The 20731-nt window shown below is 72.4% G+C and carries 21 protein-coding genes and 1 pseudogene; 11 read left to right on the top strand and 11 right to left on the bottom strand.

What is annotated here, in order from left to right; all coding sequences use genetic code 11:
- Nucleotides 1-173 precede the first annotated feature (173 nt).
- Entirely contained in the window at nucleotides 174-923 is a 750-nt protein-coding gene (locus VFG42_RS08655; protein WP_324907330.1) for a glucose 1-dehydrogenase, read from the top strand.
- A 62-nt stretch (nucleotides 924-985) separates the two neighbouring features.
- Here VFG42_RS08655 and VFG42_RS08650 read toward each other — a convergent pair whose 3' ends face one another.
- Entirely contained in the window at nucleotides 986-1549 is a 564-nt protein-coding gene (locus VFG42_RS08650; protein WP_324907328.1) for a molybdopterin-dependent oxidoreductase, read from the bottom strand.
- Between the two features lie 115 nt (nucleotides 1550-1664).
- Here VFG42_RS08650 and VFG42_RS08645 point away from each other — a divergent pair.
- Both VFG42_RS08645 and VFG42_RS08640 read left to right on the top strand, forming a co-directional pair.
- Nucleotides 1665-2435: pseudogene (locus VFG42_RS08645) on the top strand (ABC transporter ATP-binding protein); the annotation flags it as partial.
- Between the two features lie 65 nt (nucleotides 2436-2500).
- The gene (locus VFG42_RS08640) at nucleotides 2501-3310 is read left to right on the top strand and encodes an ABC transporter permease (protein WP_324907324.1); all 810 of its coding nucleotides are present in this window, start codon (nucleotides 2501-2503) and stop codon (nucleotides 3308-3310) included.
- Here the strand turns inward: VFG42_RS08640 and VFG42_RS08635 are convergent.
- Together VFG42_RS08635 and aroF are read right to left on the bottom strand one after the other, a co-directional pair.
- Nucleotides 3297-3638 carry a luciferase family protein gene (locus VFG42_RS08635; protein WP_324907322.1) on the bottom strand — a complete coding sequence of 114 codons (342 nt, stop codon included), beginning with the start codon at nucleotides 3636-3638 and terminating at the stop codon, nucleotides 3297-3299. The genes VFG42_RS08640 and VFG42_RS08635 overlap by 14 nt on opposite strands.
- Before the next feature lie 80 nt (nucleotides 3639-3718).
- Complete coding sequence (gene aroF / locus VFG42_RS08630) at nucleotides 3719-4747, bottom strand: 3-deoxy-7-phosphoheptulonate synthase (protein WP_324907320.1); 1029 nt, start codon at nucleotides 4745-4747, stop codon at nucleotides 3719-3721.
- Between the two features lie 57 nt (nucleotides 4748-4804).
- Here aroF and VFG42_RS08625 point away from each other — a divergent pair, with 57 nt between their 5' ends.
- Together VFG42_RS08625 and VFG42_RS08620 are read left to right on the top strand one after the other, a co-directional pair.
- The gene (locus VFG42_RS08625) at nucleotides 4805-5278 is read left to right on the top strand and encodes a hypothetical protein (protein ID WP_324907318.1); all 474 of its coding nucleotides are present in this window, start codon (nucleotides 4805-4807) and stop codon (nucleotides 5276-5278) included.
- Nucleotides 5279-5281: 3 nt separating this feature from the next.
- Nucleotides 5282-5950, top strand: a complete 669-nt coding sequence (locus VFG42_RS08620; RefSeq protein ID WP_324907316.1) for a YoaK family protein — start codon at nucleotides 5282-5284, stop codon at nucleotides 5948-5950.
- Here the strand turns inward: VFG42_RS08620 and VFG42_RS08615 are convergent.
- From VFG42_RS08615 to VFG42_RS08595, 5 genes are all read right to left on the bottom strand, one after another.
- Entirely contained in the window at nucleotides 5947-6849 is a 903-nt protein-coding gene (locus VFG42_RS08615) for a sugar phosphate isomerase/epimerase (RefSeq protein ID WP_324907314.1), read from the bottom strand. The genes VFG42_RS08620 and VFG42_RS08615 overlap by 4 nt on opposite strands.
- A 91-nt stretch (nucleotides 6850-6940) precedes the next feature.
- Nucleotides 6941-7801 carry a heavy metal-binding domain-containing protein gene (locus VFG42_RS08610; RefSeq protein WP_324907312.1) on the bottom strand — a complete coding sequence of 287 codons (861 nt, stop codon included), beginning with the start codon at nucleotides 7799-7801 and terminating at the stop codon, nucleotides 6941-6943.
- 11 nt (nucleotides 7802-7812) lie between these two features.
- Nucleotides 7813-8673 (bottom strand): heavy metal-binding domain-containing protein, encoded by an 861-nt coding sequence (locus VFG42_RS08605; protein ID WP_324907310.1) that lies wholly within the window; start codon nucleotides 8671-8673, stop codon nucleotides 7813-7815.
- Nucleotides 8670-9041 carry a hypothetical protein gene (locus VFG42_RS08600; protein ID WP_324907308.1) on the bottom strand — a complete coding sequence of 124 codons (372 nt, stop codon included), beginning with the start codon at nucleotides 9039-9041 and terminating at the stop codon, nucleotides 8670-8672. Before VFG42_RS08600 ends, VFG42_RS08605 begins: the two co-directional genes overlap by 4 nt.
- A 31-nt stretch (nucleotides 9042-9072) precedes the next feature.
- Nucleotides 9073-11058, bottom strand: coding sequence for an ABC-F family ATP-binding cassette domain-containing protein (locus VFG42_RS08595; RefSeq protein ID WP_324907306.1), 1986 nt, complete (start codon nucleotides 11056-11058; stop codon nucleotides 9073-9075).
- 23 nt (nucleotides 11059-11081) lie between these two features.
- Here VFG42_RS08595 and VFG42_RS08590 point away from each other — a divergent pair, with 23 nt between their 5' ends.
- Nucleotides 11082-12440: a hypothetical protein gene (locus tag VFG42_RS08590; RefSeq protein ID WP_324907304.1), complete on the top strand. Its 1359-nt coding sequence runs from the start codon at nucleotides 11082-11084 to the stop codon at nucleotides 12438-12440.
- Nucleotides 12441-12573: 133 nt separating this feature from the next.
- On the opposite strand, the gene VFG42_RS08585 is transcribed toward VFG42_RS08590, so the two are convergent.
- Entirely contained in the window at nucleotides 12574-13302 is a 729-nt protein-coding gene (locus tag VFG42_RS08585; RefSeq protein ID WP_324907302.1) for an enoyl-CoA hydratase/isomerase family protein, read from the bottom strand.
- A gap of 29 nt (nucleotides 13303-13331) precedes the next feature.
- Between VFG42_RS08585 and VFG42_RS08580 the strand changes: the two genes are divergently transcribed.
- From VFG42_RS08580 to VFG42_RS08570, 3 genes are all read left to right on the top strand, one after another.
- Nucleotides 13332-13601 (top strand): hypothetical protein, encoded by a 270-nt coding sequence (locus VFG42_RS08580; protein WP_324907300.1) that lies wholly within the window; start codon nucleotides 13332-13334, stop codon nucleotides 13599-13601.
- Nucleotides 13602-13679: 78 nt separating this feature from the next.
- Nucleotides 13680-14435, top strand: coding sequence for a crotonase/enoyl-CoA hydratase family protein (locus VFG42_RS08575; protein ID WP_324907298.1), 756 nt, complete (start codon nucleotides 13680-13682; stop codon nucleotides 14433-14435).
- 44 nt (nucleotides 14436-14479) lie between these two features.
- A complete protein-coding gene (locus VFG42_RS08570) occupies nucleotides 14480-16462 on the top strand; it encodes an SDR family oxidoreductase (protein WP_324907296.1) in 1983 nt (660 codons plus the stop codon).
- Between the two features lies 1 nt (nucleotide 16463).
- Here VFG42_RS08570 and VFG42_RS08565 read toward each other — a convergent pair whose 3' ends face one another.
- A complete protein-coding gene (locus tag VFG42_RS08565) occupies nucleotides 16464-16979 on the bottom strand; it encodes a PadR family transcriptional regulator (protein WP_324907294.1) in 516 nt (171 codons plus the stop codon).
- A 21-nt stretch (nucleotides 16980-17000) separates the two neighbouring features.
- Here VFG42_RS08565 and VFG42_RS08560 point away from each other — a divergent pair, with 21 nt between their 5' ends.
- On the top strand, nucleotides 17001-18437 hold the full coding sequence (locus VFG42_RS08560; RefSeq protein ID WP_324907292.1) for a carotenoid oxygenase family protein: 1437 nt from the start codon (nucleotides 17001-17003) through the stop codon (nucleotides 18435-18437).
- Here the strand turns inward: VFG42_RS08560 and VFG42_RS08555 are convergent.
- Nucleotides 18427-19431 (bottom strand): ArsR/SmtB family transcription factor, encoded by a 1005-nt coding sequence (locus tag VFG42_RS08555; RefSeq protein ID WP_324907290.1) that lies wholly within the window; start codon nucleotides 19429-19431, stop codon nucleotides 18427-18429. The genes VFG42_RS08560 and VFG42_RS08555 overlap by 11 nt on opposite strands.
- A gap of 82 nt (nucleotides 19432-19513) precedes the next feature.
- Here VFG42_RS08555 and VFG42_RS08550 point away from each other — a divergent pair, with 82 nt between their 5' ends.
- The gene (locus tag VFG42_RS08550) at nucleotides 19514-20698 is read left to right on the top strand and encodes an MFS transporter (protein ID WP_324907288.1); all 1185 of its coding nucleotides are present in this window, start codon (nucleotides 19514-19516) and stop codon (nucleotides 20696-20698) included.
- Nucleotides 20699-20731 lie beyond the last annotated feature (33 nt).

The raw sequence follows: 20731 nt of genomic DNA, 5'->3' as shown, positions 1-20731 counted from the left end.
GGGTCAACGGTACTGCGGCAATCTGTTTTCGGGGGCGCACCTGTACCTTCGGACAGGTATGAAAACAACGGGCCTACGGCCTCCGCCGGCGAGCCCGAAAAATCCTGAGTCGGGGAACATGGGCGGTCATCTAAAGCTTGGTTGATATTCGAAACTATTCAGGCGGAGGCAAAATGAACAGGCTCGAAGGAAAAGTAGCGGTGGTGACCGGCGGCAACAGCGGAATCGGCCTGGCGTCGGCGAAGCGGCTGAAAGACGAAGGCGCGCGCGTCGCGATTTCCGGGCGCAACCAGAAAACTTTGGACGAAGCGACGGCAATCCTCGGCAAGGACGTGCTGGCCGTCCAGGCGGACGTCTCGAAGCTGCCCGAAATCGACAAATTTTTCGGCGCTGTAGCCAAGAAATTCGGCAAGATCGATATTCTCTTTGCGAATGCGGGCGTCGGCAAATTCGTCCCACTCGACCAAACCACCGAGCAGGTTTACGACGAGATGTTCGACATCAACGCGAAGGGCACGTATTTCACGGTGCAGAAAGCGCTGCCGCATCTCAACGACGGCGCTTCGGTGATTTTGAACACGAGCGTCGTGAGCCACGAAGGGCTCGCGAACGGCTCAGCCTACGCCGCGACCAAAGCGGCGATGCGCTCGATGACGCGTTCGATGGCCGCCGAGCTCGTCGGCCGCAACATCCGCGTGAATGCGGTCGCGCCCGGCCCGATCGCGACGCCGATTTTCGACCGCGTGGGCGTCCCGAAAGAACAGATCGATGAACTCACCAAGATGCTGATCGCCACGGTGCCGATGAAGCGGATGGGAAAATCGGAAGAAGTGGCGGGCGCGGTGGCGTTTCTCGCATCGCCCGATGCGTCGTTCATCACCGGCGTCGAAATCGACGTCGACGGCGGGCGCGGCCAGATCTAAGCCGCCGCGGCCAATGCATTATTGCGCGACGTTGGGGGCGGGTTCGAACCCACCCCCTGCGGTCATTTCGGCACTTTCCCGATCGTGATGGAGCGCAGCATCCGCACCCAGCGCGCGGGTCGCTTGTCATGTGGCGCGATCAGCTTCAGCGGCCCCTCGCGTGCGCCCAGTGGCGCGCCGTCCATCGTGTCGGCGACAATTACATCCGAATCCTGAAAACTCGAGTCGAGTTCGGCGGCTGCGTAGAGCGCGCGATAACCGTCCGCACCCTCAGCGATTACATAGCTCGCCATCGCGGCGCCGCGCAGCGATTCACCCTGCGGCATCCCCGCGCGTTTCAATAACTCGGCGAGCGGCACTCCTTCGTAGGTCTCCTGCTTGTGCGTGTGCCCGTTTGTGACCGTAAGCGTTTTGCGCGGCATGTGGCGCAAATCGTCGAGCGAAAGCGACAGCGGCGTCGGTATGTCGCCATTGACGACGAGCGCGGGACCAGCCGCAGTCTGCGCCGCAGGAGGAGCGGCGGATTCCGCCGGCGCCTGCGCGCCAACAAATGCCGGCGCACCGCAAAGAAGCAATAGCGTCAGCGTGCAAACGATCCCCCGATATTTCCAGCGCGCACGTAACACGGTTTGGTCCCTCGCTGTGTTGAATTTCACGGGACAAATGGTAGCGCCGGCTGCCGAAAGTGTCGAGCCGGATGAGAACCGCTATACTGTTCCCTCAGCGAATGCGCAGGCGGCAATGGAGGTCAGGGGCGTGGCGGAAACGGAAACCGGAAGTTTGCAGCAGGCACAAAAGGGAACCGCGACAGCGCGGGCGGGCGAGTCAGGATCGGCGAACGCGGTTGAGACGCGCGGGCTCACGCGGCGATTCGGGACGCTGGTCGCTGTGGATCATCTGACGATCGCGTTTCCGCATGGCTCAATCTTCGGCCTGCTCGGGCCCAACGGCGCGGGCAAGACCACGGCGGTCAAGCTGCTCACCACGCTCCTGAAGCCGTCCGAGGGCAGCGCGACGGTGGCCGGCGTCGACCTCGCCGCCGATCCCCAGGGCGTGCGCGAGCGCATCGGCCTGGCCGGCCAGAACGCGACGGTCGACGAGCTGCTGACCGGCCGCCACAACCTCGAGATGATCGGGCGGCTGAACCACCTCGGCCGCGCGCGGTCGCGCGAGCGCGCGCAGGAGCTGCTGGAGCAGTTCTCGCTCGAGGACGCCGCGGGCCGCCTGGTCCGGACGTACTCCGGCGGCATGCGGCGGCGGCTCGACCTCGCCGCGTCGCTGGTCACCGCGCCGCCGGTGCTGTTCCTCGACGAGCCCACGACCGGGCTGGACCCGCGCTCGCGCAACGACCTCTGGGACCTGCTGCGCGGGCTGGTCGCCGACGGCACCACGTTGGTGCTGACCACGCAGTACCTCGAGGAGGCCGACCAGCTGGCCGACGACATCGTGGTCCTCGACCACGGCCGCGTGATCGCGCGCGGCACCCCGGCCGAGTTGAAGGCCATGGTCGGCGAGGGCGCGAGCCTCGACGACGTCTTCCTGCACCTGACCGACCGTCCCGCCGTGGAGGTGACGGCATGACGATGAACAAGATCAAGTGGGCGCTGGCCGACGGCTGGGTCGTCGCGCAGCGCAACCTGATGCACGTCCGCTACGTGCCCGAGAAGCTGCTGGACGTCACGCTCCAGCCGTTGATGTTCGTGTTGCTCTTCGCCTACGTCTTCGGCGGCGCCATCGGCGTGCCGGGCGGCGGCGACTACAAGGAGTTCCTGATGGCCGGGATCTTCGTGCAGACCATCGCCTTCACGTTCATGGGCGCGGGGATGGGCATGGCCGAGGACCTCCAGCAGGGTGTCGTCGACCGCTTCCGCGCGCTGCCGATGGCGCGGTCGGCCGTGTTGAGCGGACGCGTGATGGCGGACTTCGCGACGGGGATCATCGCCCTGTGCGTGCTTGTCCTCTCCGGGCTGCTGATCGGCTGGGGCATCCACACCGACGTGCTCCACGCGGCGGCCGCGTTCGGGATCCTGCTGCTGTTCCTGCTGGCGATCCTCTGGTCGGGCACGCTGATCGGGATGGTCGCCCGCGCGCCCGACGCCGTCCAGGGCCTCAGCTTCGTGATCCTCTTCCCGATGACGTTCCTGGCCAACACGTTCGTGCCGACGCAGGGCATGGACAAGGTCGTCCGGACGCTCGCCGACTACAACCCGATCTCGGCCGTCGTCGCCGCGCTGCGCGACCTGTTCGGCAACCCGAGCGCGGTGACCGACGGGGCGCCGTGGGTGTTGCAGCACCCCGTGGTCACCGCCGTGGCCTGGTCGCTCGGCATCCTCGCCGTGACCGTGCCGCTGGCGATCCGCCGCTACCAGCGCGTCACGACCGCCTGACCGCCCGCTCGTACTGCTCGCGCAGGATCGCGATCACGTCGGCCACGTCGCGGTCGTCCTCGATCCGCCGCGCCCCCGGGCCCCGGCGATCGGGGAAGACCGGGTGGTGGGTGATCCGGTGCTGCGCGAGGAGGTCGTCGAAGACGTCCTTCGGAAGCATGAAGTGCGCGGCGTGGTCGCCGTGCAGGTGCCCGATCTCGCGCTTGCCGAGCCGGAACGACCACTCGCCGCGCCGGCCATGACCTGCCGTGACGCCCGGCCACGAGGTCACCTCATCGGTGATGCGGGTGCTCGGCCGGGCGTCCGTCTGGGTGTGCTGGGGAGCCATGGCCGGGCATGGTGAAGGTTCAAGTGAGGTTGAAGTCAAGGGGCCGAGGTCGCGCGCGTGCCCAAGGCAGCGCGCGCGCCCTACGCCGGCTGCCCCGCCGCCACCGACGCGACCGCGCGCACCCGCGCGGCGAAGGCCGGCAGCGTGTCCAGCGTGATCGCCTGCGGCCCGTCGCACCGCGCGTTGCGCGGGTCCGGGTGGCACTCCACGATCAGGCCGTCGGCCCCGCAGGCCGCGGCGGCCAGCGCCAGCGGCTCGACGAGCGCGCGGCGGCCCGCGGCGTGCGACGGGTCGACGATGACCGGCAGGTGCGTGTGCTCCTTGAGCACCGTCACCGCGGCGAGGTCGAGGCAGGAGCGCGCCGGCGTCGCCTTGGCGTGGATGCCGCGCTCGCAGAGCACGACGCGCTGGTTGCCCTCGGTGAGGATGTACTCGGCGGCCAGGAGGAGGTCGTCGATCGACGCGCCCATCCCGCGCTTGAGCAGCACCGGCAGGCCCGCCTTCCCCAGCTCGGTCAGCAGCGGGAAGTGCTGCATGTTGCGGGCGCCGACCTGGATGCAGTCGGCGTACTCCACGACCGTCTCGATGTCGCGCAGGTCGGTCAGCTCGGTCACGATCGGCAGGCCGGTCTCGGCGCGCGCCTCGGCGAGGATCTCCAGGCCCGGCTGGCCGAGGCCCTGGAAGGCGTAGGGGCTGGTCCGCGGCTTGAACGCGCCGCCGCGCAGCAGGTCGGCGCCGGCCTCGGCGCACGCGCGGGCGGCGGTCAGCGTCTGCTCGCGCGACTCGACCGCGCACGGGCCGAGGATCAGGCGGAAGTCGGCGTCGGGCCCGCCGAACGCCACGCCGGCGACCTCGACCGGATGCGGCATGTCGCCGTGGCGGTGCTTGTGGGCGAGCTTGTAGGGCGAGGAGACGGCGACGACGCGGTCGACGCCGGGGTCGGCGTCCAGCTCCAGCGAGGCGATGTGGTCGCGGTCGGCGTCGATGACGCCGATGACCGTCTGCTCGGCCCCGACGACGCGCTGCGCGCCGGCGCCGGTGGCCGTGATCCGCTGGGTGACGGCCTCGATCTCGTCGGGCGTCGCGTCGGGGTGGAAGATGACGAGCATGGGTGTCGCCACAGTGCCACATCCGCGCCCCGGGCAGCGGCGTCGTACCCTGACACGATGACCACCAAGGCCTCGTTCAACGCCGAGGAGTGGGCGGTGGTGACGACCGCCCCGGCGCTCGCCGGCCTGTACGTCGCCGCCTCCGAGCCGGGCGGCCAGCTGCGCGAGTCGGTCGCGCTGTCGCGCGCGTACGCCGAGGCGCGGGCCAAGCAGCCGGGCGAGCTGCTGGAGGCGGTCCTGACCACGGCGCCCTCGCTGGGCCCGCAGGACGCGCCGCGCTCGCCCGAGGAGATCCGCGACCGCGCGCTCGCCGACCTGCGCCGCGCGGTGCGCACGCTGGACCGCCTCGCCCAAGATGACGAGTTGGTGGCCTACAAGCGCTTCGTGTACACCTTGGCCGAGGAGGTCGCGCAGGCCCACCGCGAGGGCGGCTTCCTGGGCATCGGCGGCAAGCCGGTCAGCGACAACGAGCAGGCCGCGCTCGACGCGATCGCGGCGATCTTCGACGAGCCGATCCCCGTCGAGGGCTGACCCGTGCCGGGCGCGCCGTCGACGCCGCGCCCCGCGGCGCCGCGCGCGATCGTCGCCACGCTCCTCGCGCTGACGGTGACCACCGGCGTCGTCGACGCGGTCTGCTACCTCGGCCTCGGGCGCGTCTTCACCGCCAACATGACCGGCAACGTCGTCCTGCTCGGCTTCGGCCTGGCCGGGACCGACGGGCTCCCCGTGCTCGCCCCGCTCGTCTCGCTGGGCGCCTTCGCGCTCGGCGCGGGCGTCGGCGGCGCGCTGATCCGCCGCCACGGCGCGCCGCGCCTGCACGTCGCGCTGGTCTGCGAGGCCGCGCTGGCCACCGCGGCGACGATCGTCTGCGCGGCCGTCCACATCCGCGGCGGCACGGTCGTCGCGGGCGTCGTGATCGCGTTGCTGGCCTCGGCGATGGGCCTGCGCAACGCGATCGTGCGCAAGCTCGCCGTCCCCGAGCTGACGACGACCGTGCTGACGATGACGATCACCGGCCTGGCCGCCGACGGCGCGGCCGCCGCGCGCTCCCACGTCCGCCGGCTCACCGCGCTCGTCGCGATGATCGCGGGCGCGTTCGTCGGCGCGCTGCTGGTCAGGCACACGCTGTGGGTGCCGCTGGCGCTGGTCGCCGCGACCGCGCTGGCGCTGACGCGCGCCGCGGCGACGTCGTCGTCCCGCTAGGCGGCGGCCGGGACCGCCGCCGGGCGGCGACGCAGCAGCGCGGTCGTGTCGGCCGCCAGCGCCGCAGGCGCGGCGCCGTGGGAGCGCTCGACCTCCAGCATCAGCGGCGCGCCGTGGCCGGCGAGCAGCGGCCCGAGGCGATCCCAGGGCAGGCAGCCCGCGCCGGGCGGCAGGTGGAGGTCGAGGCGAAGCGGATCGACCCCGGGCGCGCCGAGGTCGTGGCGCCGAGCGCCAAGGTTGTCGTGCACGTGGAAGACGACCACGTCGTCGAGCGCGTCCCGGACGACGCGCTCGGCGCTCTCGCCGCGCAGCGACGCGACGAGGTGGGCGTGGCCGACGTCCAGCAGCACGCCGACGGCAGGAGAGCCCAGGCGGCGGACGAGGTCGCGGACGGCGAGGACGTCGTGGCAGACCCGCGCGCTCCGCGACGGGTAGGTCGGCGCGAGGTTCTCCAGCGCCAGCACGAGGCCGAGCGCCTCCGCCCGCTGGGCGAGGCGGCGCAGCGAGCGCTCCTCGGCGGCCAGGCGCTCGTCGAGGCGCCGCGCGGCCGCGGGGCCCTCGGCCACCGGGAAGCTCATGGCTCCGACGCCGACCAGCTCCGCACCCGCCTCCGCCGCGTAGTCCATCAACCCGTCGAAGGCCCGGTCGTGCTCGATGGTCCCGGCGCTGAGGTCGTCGGGGCCGTGGAGGAGGAGCCGCAGGCCGTGAGGAGCGAGAGCGGCGCGAAGGGCACGCGCGTGGCGTCGGCCACGCTCTCGGTCGGCCAGCATCGGGCGGGGCGGGGTGTGGACCTGGACCCACGCGAACCCCGCCGACCCATAGGAGTCGAGGAGGGCGGCCGTGGGCCATTGGTCACGATGGACGTTGAGGCCGAGGCGGGTGCCGAGCTCGATCGTCACGCCCCGATGGTGCCCGCGATCGCCGCGACACCTGTGACCGCTCAGTGATGTAGGCGTGAACGACCCGTGAAGGCCGGTCCGGCCGGCGACCTCAGAAGCCGCGGAACCCGCTCTGGCGGCTGTCGTCGTTCAGGCTCAGCACCAGCGACGGCGCGGGGATCTGGTGGTCCTCGGACGTCGGGACGACGGCGGTGCCGACCGCGAAGTACTCCAACACGTGCGAGCTCCACCCGTGGTTGCCCTCGACCAGCTGCACGCCGACGATCCCCTCGGCCTCGGTGGCCTCGGCCTCGGCCTGCATCCGCTCCATCGCCAGCTCGCGCGCGTCGTAGAGCGCCTGGGTGAAGTTCGGCATCTCGACGTTGCGGCCGATGCGCTTCACCCAGCTGCCCATGCCCTGGTGGGCGACGTGGTAGACGCACGTCCCCATCACCATGCCCACCGGTCGGTACCCGGCCGAGAGCAAGGTGTAGAAGTCCTGGCCGCTGAGGTCGCTGGTGAACGGGCGGCCGCTCGGCGCGCGGTGCAGCTTGCCCTCGCGATGGCGGACGGCGGTGCCGATCGCGACGAACTCCGCGAGGTCGTTGCCCCACTCGCGCCGGCTGACGTCGAGGCGGACGGCGACGACGCCGTCGGCGCCGAGCTGGTCGGCCTCCTCCTCCATGCGCGTCATCGCCAGCTCGCGCGCGTGGTACATCGCCTGCGTCAGGACGTCCATCTCCTGGTTCCTGCTCCACGCGCCCGCCTGGAACCCGATGTGGTAGATCGACGAGCCGACGACGAGGCCCAGCGGCTCGAAGCCCGCGGCGCGCACGAGCAGGAACTCGTTGACCGACAGGTCGCTGGTGAACAGGCTGCGGTCGCGCATGCGCGCGAGGCGCTCGCGACCGGCCTCGGGGATGCCCGCCGTGCTGGTGGGGTCGTAGTCCTCCTGGTGCTGGTCGTCGGCCATGGGGGTTCCCTTCAGGTCAATGGCAAGGCGATGTTCTTCTCGGGCGGTGGCGGGCCGTCGGCGGCCTCGACGATCGCCGTCCCGAGCACGTGCATCGTGATGATCAGGTCGGTGAACTTGGTGTTGTTGACGTCGCGCTCGTACTCGTGCTCCGAGCGTTCGATCGCCACGCCGACGACGCCGTGCGCGTGCAGCGCGTGCGCGTCGCGCTCCAGCCGTCCCATCGCCAGCGCGCGGGCGTCGTAGATCCCGCGCGAGAAGTCCGGCAGCTCCTGGTTGGTCATCGAGGAGAGCATCCCGATCGTGCGCCGGCGCTGGTTCCATCCGGTCGCGACGTAGGCGACGGTCGAGCCGCCGACGATGCCCACCGGCCAGAAGCCGTGGGCGACGAGCTTGGCGACGTCCTGGCCGGAGAGGTTGCACAGCAGCGGCGCGTCGTCGCCGAAGTCGTGGGTCGTGCTGCGCACCGCGGTGCCGACCGCGACGAACTCCGCGAGGTCGGCGGCCCAGTCGCGGAAGCTGCGCCGGACGTGCACGCCGACGACCGCGTCGGCGCCGGCGGTCGCGGCCTCCTCGCGCAGGCGCGCGATCGCCAGGCGGCGCGCCTCGTTCCACGCCTCGGTCTGGGTGGACAGCTCGTGCGTCTCGCCGTCGCCGCCGCCGCGGCCGCGCGAGATCGTCCACGGCATGCTCTGCCAGCCGACCTTGTAGTAGGACACGCCCATCACCTGCGTGAGCGGGACGAACCCGGCCTGGCGGACGGCCAGGGCCTCGGCGGCCGACAGCGCGGAGGTGAAGCCCGGACCGCCCTTCTCGCGCAGGCGCGTGAGGCGCTCGCGCGCGGCGGGTGGGATGCCGGCGGCGTCGCTCACGCGTTCAGCAGGCCGTCGAGGGCGGCGCGGGCGTGGGCGCTGCGGGCGGCCTCCTCGACCAGGCCCGCCGACAGCTCGTCGATCCAGGCCCCGAGGTCGAGGTCCTCGCTCTTGAGCGCGATCCCGCGCACGACCGTGCGTCGCCGGCAGGCGACCTGTCGCCGTTCGCGCTCGGCCTCGTAGACCCGCTCGCCGAGCGTGACGGTCAGCGCCTCGGGCGCGCCGCGCCCGAGGAGCCCGCCGCGGCGGATCTCGACCTGCCCGGGCAGCACCTGCTCCAGCTTGGCCGCCAGGACGTCGAAGAACACGTCGACGTCCGCGGCATCCGCGCGCAGGGCCGAGGCCACGAGGTCGAACTCCGCCGCCATCGCGCCAGAGCGTTCCCCCGGGCGTCCGGGGCTACGCCTCGATTCTCTCGAGGTGCTCCTCGAGCGCGGCGTAGGCGTCCTCGACGGCGCGCTTGGCCGCGGTGTGGCGGGCCGTGCTCTTGGCCGACTCGTACTGGGTCGCCCACGCCTCGGGCGCCGCCAGCTCCTCCTCGAGCGTGGCCAGCGCGACCTCGGCGGCCTCGATCGCCTGCTCCAGCTTGGTGGTCTGGCGGGCGGCGTTCTTGGAGGGCTTGGGCGCCGCGGCGGCGGCGTTGCCGTTCCCGTTGGCCGTGGGCGCGGCGGCGGCCGGCTTGGGCGCCGCCGCCTTGGGCGGCGCCGGCTTGGGCTTGGCCTTCGCCTTGGGCGCGTCGGGCAGCGGGCCCGCGGGGTCCTCCCCGTTGGCGCGGCGCTCCTCGCGGATGCGCGCGTACTCGACCCAGCCGCCGAGGTAGGACCGCAGCCGCTGGTGCTCCAGCGCGACCGTCCGGGTGCCGACCGCCTCCAGCAGCGCGCGGTCGTGCGTCACCAGCAGCAGCGCGCCCTCGAAGCCCTTCAGCGCGTCCTCCAGCGCCTCGCGGGACTCCAGGTCGAGGTGGTTGGTCGGCTCGTCCAGGATCAGGACGTTGGCGCCCTGCGACAGCAGGATCGCCAGCGCCAGGCGCTTGCGCTCGCCGCCGCTGAGGCCGTCCAGCGGCTTCTCGGCGTCGTCGCCGGAGAACAGGAACCGGCCCAGCAGCGAGCGCGCCTGGTTGGGCGTCAGCCCCGTGCGCTTGACCGCCGCCTCGGCGACCGTGCGCGCCGTGCCCAGCCCCTCCAGCTCGGAGTCGTGCTGGCTGAGGTACCCGATCTTGAGGTTGTGGCCGGTGCGCAGCTTGCCGCCGTCCAGCGGCCGCTGCCCGGCCAGCGCCTCGATCAGCGTGGTCTTGCCGGTGCCGTTGGGCCCGACCAGCGACACGTGCTCGCCGCGCTCCAGCCAGATCTCGGAGTCCTCCAGCAGCAGCTTGTGGCGCTCGCCCTCGCCGACCTCCAGGCGCCCGTCCTCCAGCTCGAAGATCACGCGGCCGGTGCGCTCGGGCTTGGCGAACTGGAAGCCCATCTCGCGCGTGTCCTTCGGGTCGCGCGCGATGCGCTCGATCTTGTTGAGGGCCTTGACCCGCGACTGCGCCTGGCGGGCCTTGGTCGCCTTCGCGCGGAAGCGCTCGACGAACTGCTCCATCCGCGCGATCTCGGCCTGCTGCTTCTCGATCGCCTTGCCCAGCGCCAGCTCGCGCGCCGCCTGCTCCTTGCGCCACTGCGCCCACGTGCCCTTGAAGAACCGCGAGCGGCCGGCCTCCAGCTCCAGGACCGCGGTGCCGACGGCCTCCAGGAACCAGCGGTCGTGGGCGACGAGGACGATCGCGCAGTCCAGCGACGTCAGCGTGCTCTCCAGCCACTCCAGCGACTCGATGTCGAGGTGGTTGGTCGGCTCGTCGAGCAGCAGCAGGTCGGCCTCGACGGCCAGCGCGCGGGCCAGCGAGGCGCGCGTCAGCTGACCGCCGGAGAAGGTGTTCAACTTGCGGTCCAGCGCGTCGTCGGCGAAGCCGAGGCCGTGGAGGTAGTTCGACGCGCGGTCGCGCCAGCCGTAGCCGCCGGCCGCCTCGAACTTCGCGTACACGTCGGCGTAGCGGTTCATCGCGGCCTCGTCGCCCTCGGCCATCTTGACCTCCAGCTCGGCCAGCTCGGCCTCCAGCGCGAGCTGCTCCTTGCAGGCGGAGAGCACGTAGTCGCGCAGCGTGACGTCCTGGTCGCGCGGCGGGCGCTGGTCGTGCAGCGCGACGCGCACGCCCTTCTGGAAGACCAGCTCGCCGCCGTCGATCGACGTCTCTCCGGACAGCATCCGCAGCAGCGTCGTCTTGCCCGCGCCGTTGCGTCCGGCGATCGTCAGCCGGTCGCGGCGCTCGAGCTTGAACGAGACGCCCCGCAGCAGCGGGACGCCGGACATGTCCTTGGAGAGGTCGGAAGCGATAGCGACGGCCACGTCCCTCATGGTAGGTATGCGCGATGTCCCACCGCTCAGCGCTCGCGGCCGGCCTGGCCGCCGTCGTCTCGCTCGCGTTCGCCGCCGGGGCGCGCGCCGCCGAGACGCAGACCACGATCACCGGCTGGACCAAGGCGCCCGGGCCGCGCGCCTACGACCGGCTGGACGTCACGAGGTTCGGGTCGTCGTCGGCCAGGACCGTCCTCGTCCTGGTCCCCGGCACGAACGGCGGACGCGGCGACTTCACGCTCACCGCGCGAGAGCTGGTGCGCGACGTCCCCGGCCTGCAGGTGTGGGCGGTCGACCGGCGCTCGCAGCGGCTGGAGGACACGAAGGTCTTCGCCGACGCGCTGGCCGGTCGCGTGACCCCGAAGGCGATGTTCGACTACTACGCGGGCTGGATCGCGGATCCGAGCATCCAGCCGCACTACCAGCCGCCGGACCTCGCGAAGCTCGGCTTCGCCGCCGACTGGGGGCTGAAGGTCCAGCTGGAGGACGTCCGGCGCGTGATCGCGGCGGCGCGGCGCGGCGGCGCGCGGCGCGTGATCCTCGGCGGCCACTCGCTAGGCGCGTCGGTCGCGGTCGCCTACGCGTCGTGGGACTTCGCCGGGCACGCCGGCTACCGCGACCTCGACGGGGTCGTGCTGATCGACGGCGGGCTGCGCGGGTCGTTCGACAGCGCCGGGCTGGCGGACGCCAAGAAGCGCCTGGCCGCGATCCGCAAGCAGCCGTTCCTCGACCTGCTCGGGCTCGGCCTGCCGTGGGTGACCGGGATCCTCGCGGAGTCCGCGGCGATCCTGGCGATCAAGGACCCGACCGGCCCCTCGGTCGGCCAGGCCTTCCCGCTGCTGCCCGCCGCGTTCAAGCCGCCGATCCCCGCGACCAACCGCGGCCAGTTCGGCTACGCGTTCGACGCGTCCACCTCGCCGAAGGAGCTGGGGCTGATCCAGGTGCGGTCGGGCTCGCTCGGCGCGAACGGCGACTGGGTCGACGGCGAGGTCTCCCCCATCGAGCGCGTCGCCGAGACGTTCGGGCAGGAGCCGGCCAACGCGGTCGAGTGGTTCTACCCCGCGCGCCTGAACCTCGACGTCGACGCGGCGTCGCCGCTGGTCGAGAACGCCGCGGCCAAGTACCTGGGGTTGCGGTTGAAGTGGGCGCGGCAGTCCAACATCCCGGTCTACGCACTCCAGACGACGTTGACGAACGGTGCCGTGCTGAGAGGCGCCGAGTCGTTCGTCAAGCGGTCGAAGACGCCAATGGCCATGTATGTCAACGCCACCGGCCATAGCCATCTCGACCCGCTCACCGCCGCGCCGGGGAAGAACAAGTACCTCAGGTCGGTCGTCCCCTGGCTGAAGAAGGTGATGAAGGGCCGCTACTGACGCGCGCGGCGCGACGGGGCGATCCGCTGGACCACCGCGCCGCCAGGGCGGAGTCGCGCGGCCGCGGCAGACGCGGCGGCGGCGGGCGCGAGCAGGGCGGCGCCGCCGATCGCCACCGCCGCCCGGCGGCGGGTCACTTCTTCACACCGCCGTACGGCAGGCCGCCGCCCGTGCGCTGGAACTCCACGATCTCGGCGTTCTCGCGCGCGACGCGGTACTTGGTGCCCTCGTACTCGCGGAAGAGGTCCTTGAGGTGCCGCAGGCCCGCGGCCGGATACGGCGTCAGCTCCCGCGCCAGCGCGATCGCCTCGGCCTCGGCGTCCGCCGCCGTCGTCCGCCGCGCGAGCAGGCCCAGCGCCTCGGCCTCGTCGACCGCCACGACGCGCCCGGTCATGATCAGCTCGCGCGCCTTCGACAGCCCGACGAGCGGCACCAGCCGCGCCGGGCCGACCGGCACGCCGAGCTTCGCGCCCGGGAACACGAGCTTGAGGTTGTCGCCGCCGACGCGCAGGTCGCAGCCCGCCGCGACCTCGGCGCCCGCGCCGACGACGTTGCCGACGCAGACCGCGATCGTCGGCGCCGGGAACGCCTCGATCGCCGCGTAGAGGCGCGCGAAGGCCTCCATCCGGGCCACGCCCGCCTCGTGGTCGAGCTGCTCGGAGACGTCAGCGCCCGCACACAGCGCGCGCTCGTTCGTCGTGCTGACGACCAGCGCCTTGAGGGTCTCGTCGAGCGCCAGCTCGGCCAGGACCGCGTCCAGCTCGGCGAGCATCGCGCTGTCCATCGCGTTGCGCACCTCGGGGCGGTCGAGCCGCAGCACCTCGATGTCGTCGTCCAGCCGCTCACGCGTCAATGCCGCCATGGCGCCGCATTCAATACGATGCCCTGGCGATGCGCCGTCTGATCACGTCTCTGCTGCTCACCCTGTCGCTGCTGGCCCTGTCCGCGCCCATGGCGTTCGCCCAGGCGTCCGGCGAGGGCACCTACGGCGAGACCGACGACAAGGTCGTCACGAACGCGGCGTTCATCGTCCTCGCGTTCTTCCCGGTCCTCGTGCTCGTCGTGTCGCTGATCCAGGGCCGCCTGGAGAAGCGCAAGGACGCCAGGAAGGCCGCGATCAAGTCGGCCGGCGGCGACCAGCGCTGGCACGGCGGCTGGTGAACGCTCGCCCAGGGGGCGAGGTTCACTGGCGAAGAATCGCCTAGCGGCGATGTTCGCGGGGTCGCTTAGGCTCCGCCAATGGCTGTCTCTTCCGAGCGCGTCGGCGCCGCCTTCGTCGTCACCATCGACCGTCCGGAGCGCCGCAACGCGGTCGACGGCCCCACCGCGGAGGCGCTGCGCGACGCCTTCGACGCGTTCGAGGCCGACGACGACGCGCGCGTCCTGGTGCTCACCGGCGCGGGCGGGATCGCGTTCTGCGCCGGCGCCGACCTGAAGGCGATCGACACCTACGCGGGCCGGCTCGACCTCGCCGAGGGCCCGATGGGCTTCACGCGGCTGACGCCGTCCAAGCCGACGATCGCCGCGATCGACGGCTTCGCGCTGGCCGGCGGCCTGGAGCTGGCGCTGTGGTGCGACCTGCGGATCGCGACGCCGACGTCGTCGTTCGGGTGCCCTGAGCGGCGCTGGGGCGTCCCGCTGATCGACGGCGGCACGCAGCGGCTGCCGCGGATCGTCGGGATGGGCCGGGCGCTGGACCTGATCCTGAGCGGCCGGATCATCGACGCGGCCGAGGCCGAGCGCTTCGGGTTGCTGACCGAGATCGCCGACGACGCGGTGGCCCGCGCGCTGGAGTGGGCGCAGGCGCTGGCCGCGTTCCCGCAGGAGACGATGCTCGCCGACCGGCGCGCGGCGATCGAGGGCTTCGGCCTGCCGCTGGACGCGGGGCTGGCGCTGGAGGCGGAGACGGCGCGGGCGACGTTCGGCGTCGCGGTCGCGGGCGCGGCGCGCTTCGCGTCCGGCGAAGGGCGCGGCGGTGCGGGAGCGGGCGTATAGGGTAGGCCTCGTCCTGCTTGGAGGAGTCGAGGAGAGGTGTCTGCATGGCGTACTTCGTGACCGGCGCGACCGGCTTCATCGGTCGGCATCTCGTCGAGGAGCTGCTGCGCAATCGCGACGGCGAGGTCTTCGTGCTCGTCCGCGAGACGTCGCGGGGGCGGCTGGACGAGCTGATCGCCGACTGGCCGAACGCCGACCGCGTCACGCCGGTCGTCGGGGACCTCGCCGAGGCGCGCCTGGGCGTCGGCGACGACTGGATCGCCGAGCACCGCGGCCAGATCGACCACTTCTTCCACCTCGCGGCGATCTACGACATGACCGCCGACGAGGAGCGCAACGAGCGCCTCAACGTCGAGGGCACGCGCAACGCGGTCGAGCTGGCCAACGCGCTGGAGGTCGGGACGCTGCACCACGTCTCGTCGGTCGCCGCCGCCGGCGCGCACCGCGGGCTGTTCCGCGAGGACATGTTCGACGAGGGCCAGAAGCTCCCGTCGGCCTACCACCGCACGAAGTTCGAGTCGGAGAAGATCGCGCGCGAGGAGGCCACGACGCCGTGGCGCGTGTACCGCCCGGCGATCGTCGTGGGGCACTCGCAGACCGGCGTCATGGACAAGGTCGACGGCCCCTACTACTTCTTCAAGGCCCTGCAGAAGATCCGCGGCTGGCTGCCCGAGTGGGCGCCGCTGGTCGGCCCCGAGCTGGGCTGGACCAACGTGGTGCCGGTCGACTACGTGGCGAAGGCGATGGACCACATCGCCCACGAGCCCGACCTCGACGAGCAGGCGTTCCACCTCGCGCACCCCAAGGGCCAGCGCTCCGGCGACGTGCTGAACACCTTCGCCCGCGCCGGCCACGCGCCGCACATGGCGATGCGCATCGACAAGAAGCTGTTGGACATGTTGCCCAAGGGCACGTTGTCGATGGTGATGAAGCTGCCCGCGCTGAAGGGCGTGCGCGACAGCATCCTGATGGACTTCGGCATCCCGCCGGAGGTCGTCGAGCACGTCGGCTTCACCTGCCAGTTCGACACGCGCGACACCGAGCGCGCGCTGAAGGGCACCGACATCGCGGTGCCCGAGCTGGACACCTACGCGGCCAAGCTGTGGGACTACTGGGAGCGCGTGCTGGACCCGGACCTCTACAAGGACCGGTCCTTCGAGCACGCGGTCAACGGCAAGACGGTGGTCATCACCGGCGCGTCCAGCGGCATCGGCCTGGAGACCGCGCACAAGATCGCGCGCGCGGGCGGCATCCCGATCCTCGTGGCGCGCTCGATGGACAAGCTGGAGGAGGCGCGCGCCGCCATCGAGGCCGAGGGCGGCACGGCGTACGCCTACTCCGCGGACCTCAGCGCGTTGGACTCGATCGACGACCTCGTCCGCGCGCTGCTGGCCGACCACGCGTCGATCGACATGTTGGTCAACAACGCCGGGCGCTCGATCCGCCGCTCGATCGCGCTGTCGCACGACCGCTTCCACGACTTCGAGCGCACGATCCAGCTCAACTACCTCGGCACGATCAAGCTCACCATGGGGTTGCTCCCGCACATGCGCGAGCGCGGCTTCGGCCACATCGTCAACGTGTCGTCGATCGGCGTGCAGACGTCGCCCCCGCGCTTCAGCGCCTACGTCGCGTCGAAGGCCGCGCTGGACGCGTGGACGCGCGTCGTGTCGTCCGAGGTCATCGGCGACGGCATCACGTTCACGACGATCCACATGCCCTTGGTCCGGACGCCGATGATCGCGCCGACCAAGATCTACGACTCGTTCCCGACGATCTCGCCCGACGAGGCCGGCGACATCATCTGCGAGGCGATCCGGAGCAAGCCCAAGCAGATCAACACGCGCCTGGGGACGTTCGGCGAGGTGCTCTACGCGGTCGCGCCGAAGGCCGTCGACCAGATCCTGCACATGGCCTACAAGGTGTTCCCGGACTCCGCGGCGGCCAAGGGCGAGAAGGACCCGGACGAGAAGGCGTCGGTCGAGCAGATCGCGATGGCCAACATCATGCGCGGGGTGCACTGGTAGGTCACGACGCCAGGCCCTTCGCCTTCCAGATCTCGATCATCGCCTCCTCGTGGGCGATGCCGACGTCGAGGGCGAGGAGCTGGCCGGGCGCCACGAAGCCGGCGATCTGGGCGCGCAGCGCGCGGTACTCCGCGAGCTGGCGCTCGTGGACGGCGATCTGGTGGGACGCGACGGTCCGCGGGTCGGCGCCGAAGAAGAGCTTGAGCACGCCGGCGTCCCGAAGCTCGGGCGCGTCGTCGGGCGCCGTGGAGCGCCAGGCGGCCAGGGCCTCCCGACCGCTGTCGGTGATCGCGTAGAAGCGCCGGCGCCGGCCGCCCTCCTCGCGCCGCTCGGTGACGTAGCCGCCGCCCGCCAGCCGCTCGGGCTCGCGGTAGATCTGGGCGTGGGGCACCGACCAGAAGCAGTCGACGCTGATCGCCATCGCCTGCTTGAGGTCGTAGGGCGTGGCCTCGCCGTCGGCCGCTTCGAGCAGGCCGAGGACGATGTAGGAGGTCGGCGTCAGTTGCAATGGTCTCATTCGGACGGTACGGTTCGGATCATGTCGATCGTAGCCGCCGGTTCCGCAGTCTCGCAGTCGCACACGCTCGGCTTCGCCGACCAGACCGAGGAGGTGCGGGTCGACGCCCTGCCGGTTGCGGGCGAGGTGCCGACGTGGCTGCGGGGTGGGCTCGTGCGGGTCACGCCGGCGCAGATGGACTTCGAGAAGCGCTCGGTCACGCACTGGTTCGACGGCATGGCGATGCTCAACCGCTTCGGGTTCGCCGGGGACGGCACGGTCTCCTACGCGTCGCGGTTCCTGGACACCAAGGCCCGGCGCGAGGCGCTGGCCAGCGGCGGCGCGTCGATCGCCGGCTTCGCGACCGACCCGTGCCGCTCGCTGTTCCAGCGCGTGCAGTCGGTCTTCAACCCCGCGCTGACCGACAACGCCAACGTGAACCTGTCGCGCGTCGGCGACGAGTACATCGCGATGACCGAGACGCCGATCCCGGTCCGCTTCGATCCCGAGACGCTGGCGACGCTCGGCCACGACGAGGGCGTGGCGCGCTTCGGCCAGATCACGACCGCCCACCCCCACCACGGGGTGGGTTCGGACGGAGTCGCCGAGCTGATCAACTTCGCCGCCCACCTCGGGCGCAAGTCGGTGTACAAGATCTACGCGCGCCGCAGCGCGTCGGAGGCGCGCACGCTGGCGACGCTGCCGGTCCGCGAGCCGTCCTACATGCACTCCTTCGCGCTGACCGAGCGCCACGTCGTGCTGATCGAGAACCCGCTGGTCGTCAACCCGATCAAGCTCGCGCTCGGCGCCAAGTCGTTCATCCACAACTACGTCTGGAAGCCCGAGCTGGGCACGCGCATCCACGCGTTCGACCGGGCGACCGGCGCGCTCGTGCGGACCTGGACGGCCGAGCCGTTCTTCGTCTTCCACACCATCAACGCCTACGACGACGGCGACCGGCTCGTCCTCGACCTGTGCGCCTACGAGGACGCGTCGATCATCGACCTCCTGGAGCTGGACCGGCTGCGGGCCGGCGCGGCCGAGCCGGGCCTCGACGCGCGGCCGCGGCGGCTGACGCTCGCCCCCAACGGCTCCGTCGACACGCGCCCGCTGGCCGACGTCGACCTCGAGCTGCCGCGGATCAACTACCGCACCCGCAACGCCAAGCCCTACCGCTACGTCTACGGCGGCAGCTCCGGCGGCGCGCCGTTCCTGAAGCGCCTGGTGAAGATCGACGTCGCCGACGGCTCCCATCGCGTGTGGGACGAGCCGCACGCGTGGGCGGGCGAGCCGGTGTTCGTGCCGCGGGTCGACGCGACCGAGGAGGACGACGGCGTCGTGCTGTCGGTCGTGCTCGACGCCCTGGCGGGAACGTCGTTCCTGCTCGTGCTCGACGCCCACACGTTCACCGAGATCGCCCGGGCCGAGGCGCCGCACCACGTCCCGTTCGGCTTCCACGGGCAGTTCTTCAGCGCGTAGAGGCCTCGGTCGCCGCCGCGCGGGCCGTCCGGATCAGCTGGTCGCCCGCGCGCGTGCGCCCGTAGAGCACGTGGCGCCCGGCGCGGCGGCCGCCGACCAGCCCGGCGCGGCGCAGGACCTGCAGGTGCGCGGACACGCCGGCGGCGCTCGCGCCCAGCCGCGCGGCCAGCTCCAGCGTCGCGACCGGGCGGTCGAGTGCCAGGAGGACCGCGGCGCGCCGGGCGCCGAGCAGCTCGGCCAGCGCGCCCGACGCGCCGTCGGCGTCCTCGGGCGCCCAGAGGTCGGCGACGCCGCGCGGCGTGTAGACGATCGCGGGCTGCCACGGCGGGTCGGACATCGGCCAGACGTCGGGCCAGGCGAACGCGGCGGGGACGAGCAGCAGGCCGCGCCCGGCCAGGTCGACCTCGGCGTCGGAGTTGACCGTGTCCACCTCGACGCGCCCGTCGCGCCACCGCACGCGCTCGCCGAGGTCGTCGAAGGCCGCGGCCGGACCGACGTCGGCGAGCTGCCGGCCGCGTTGCGCGATCTCGGATTCGAGCATCGCGAGGATCGCGTCCCACTTCGGCGCCAGGAGGGCGTCCCACCAGGCGCGCATCTGGGCCACGAGCTGCCGCATCCCTCGCTCGGGATCGTCCACGAGCAGCCGCGCGGCGTCGGTCAGGCCGTTGGGGTGCGCGCGGCGGACCTCGGTGGCGACCTGATGCGGATCGGTGGTCAGAACCCTGCTCAACTCACCCTCAAGCTGAGCCTTAGGCTCGTGCGGCGGCGGGCTGAAGAAGTCCGGGTAATAGGCCGAATTCGGTGGGACCACCGCGTCGAGCAGGTCCCAGTCCAGCCCGGTTATCCGATCGCGCGCCCAGGCGGCCCACGGCGCGTGCACGGCGTGCTGCTCGGGCTCGCGGAACGCCTGGATCGAGCCCGAGAGCTCCATCAGCGGGGAGATCGCGAAGCGGGTGCGCAGCAGGTCGTCGTGGCCGAAGCGGTAGGCGAGCACGGCGCGCTCCAGGCTACTCCCGGATTCGGGCTGGCGCGAATCGATTGGCGCTCGGGCGGCCCGGCGGCGATCGTCCGCCGCCATGTTCGCGGTCCTCCGCCGGCCCGGCGTCCTCGCCCTCCTCACGCTCAACGTGCTGTCGCGCATCGCGCCCGCCGGCGCCGGCGTGCTGATCGTCGTCCACACCCACGCGCTGACCGGCTCCTACGCCGCCGCGGGCGCGGTCGCCGCCGCGAGCGCGCTGTCGCTCGCGCTGGCCGCGCCGCTGCTCGGCGGGATCGTCGACCGCCGCGGCCAGACCGGCGTGCTCGTCGTCTCCGGCGCGGTGTCCGGCGGCGCGTTCCTCGCGCTCGCGCTGCTCCCCTCCACCGCGCCGACGGTCGCGATCGCCGCGGTCGCCGCCGTCGCCGGCGGCTCCCAGCCGCCGCTGGGCGCCTGCCTGCGCACGCTGTGGCCGGACCTCCTCGACCACGACGAGGACGCGGTCGACGCCGCGTTCTCGCTGGAGGCCGCGGTGCTCGAGCTGACCTACATCGCCGGCCCGCTCGGGTTCCTGACTCTGGCCGCGCTGGCCTCCAGCCGCGTGTCGGTCGGCGTGCTGGGCGCGCTGGTCGTCGTCGGCACGATCGCCTTCGCGCTGCGGCCCGAGTCCCGCGCCTGGCGCCCGCACGACCACGGCGAGGACGCCGCGCGCGCCGCCCGCAGCGCGCTGGCGGCGCCCGGGGTCCGCATGGTCGTGGCGGTCATGGCGATGGTCGGCGTGCTGGTCGCGGCCGTCGAGGTCGCGGTCGCGGCCGCCTCCCACGACGCGGGCGCCGCCGGCGCCACCGGGCCGCTGCTGGCGCTGTGGGGCGTCGGGTCGCTGGTCGGCGGCGTCCTCGCGGCGCGCACGGGCGGCGTCCGCAACGTGCCGCTGCTGCTCGTCGCGCTGGCCGTCTCGCACGGCGCGCTGGCGCTCGGCGCCACGACGCCGGTCCTGCTCGGCGCGATCCTCGTCGTCGCCGGGGCGTTCATCGCGCCCACGTTCGGCGCCATGAGCGCGCTGACCGGCCGCGTCGCCCCGCCGGGCACGGCGACCGAGGCCTTCGCGTGGACGACGACCGCGCTCGGCGCCGGGGTCGCGGCGGGCGCGGCGATCGCCGGCGTGGTCGTCGACGCGGCCGGCCCGGCGGCGGCCTTCGCCGCGGCGGGCGCGCTCACGCTGCCGGCCGCAGCGGTGGCGGTCGTCTACGCGCCCCACGCGCGCGCCCCGCTGCCGGCCGGCTGACCGCCGGCCCGCGAGCGCGACGGCTGCGCGTCG

It is taken from the genome of Baekduia sp. (genome assembly GCF_035685985.1).
Taxonomy (GTDB): domain Bacteria; phylum Actinomycetota; class Thermoleophilia; order Solirubrobacterales; family Solirubrobacteraceae; genus Baekduia.
This window is presented reverse-complemented; position numbering and strand designations above follow the sequence as displayed.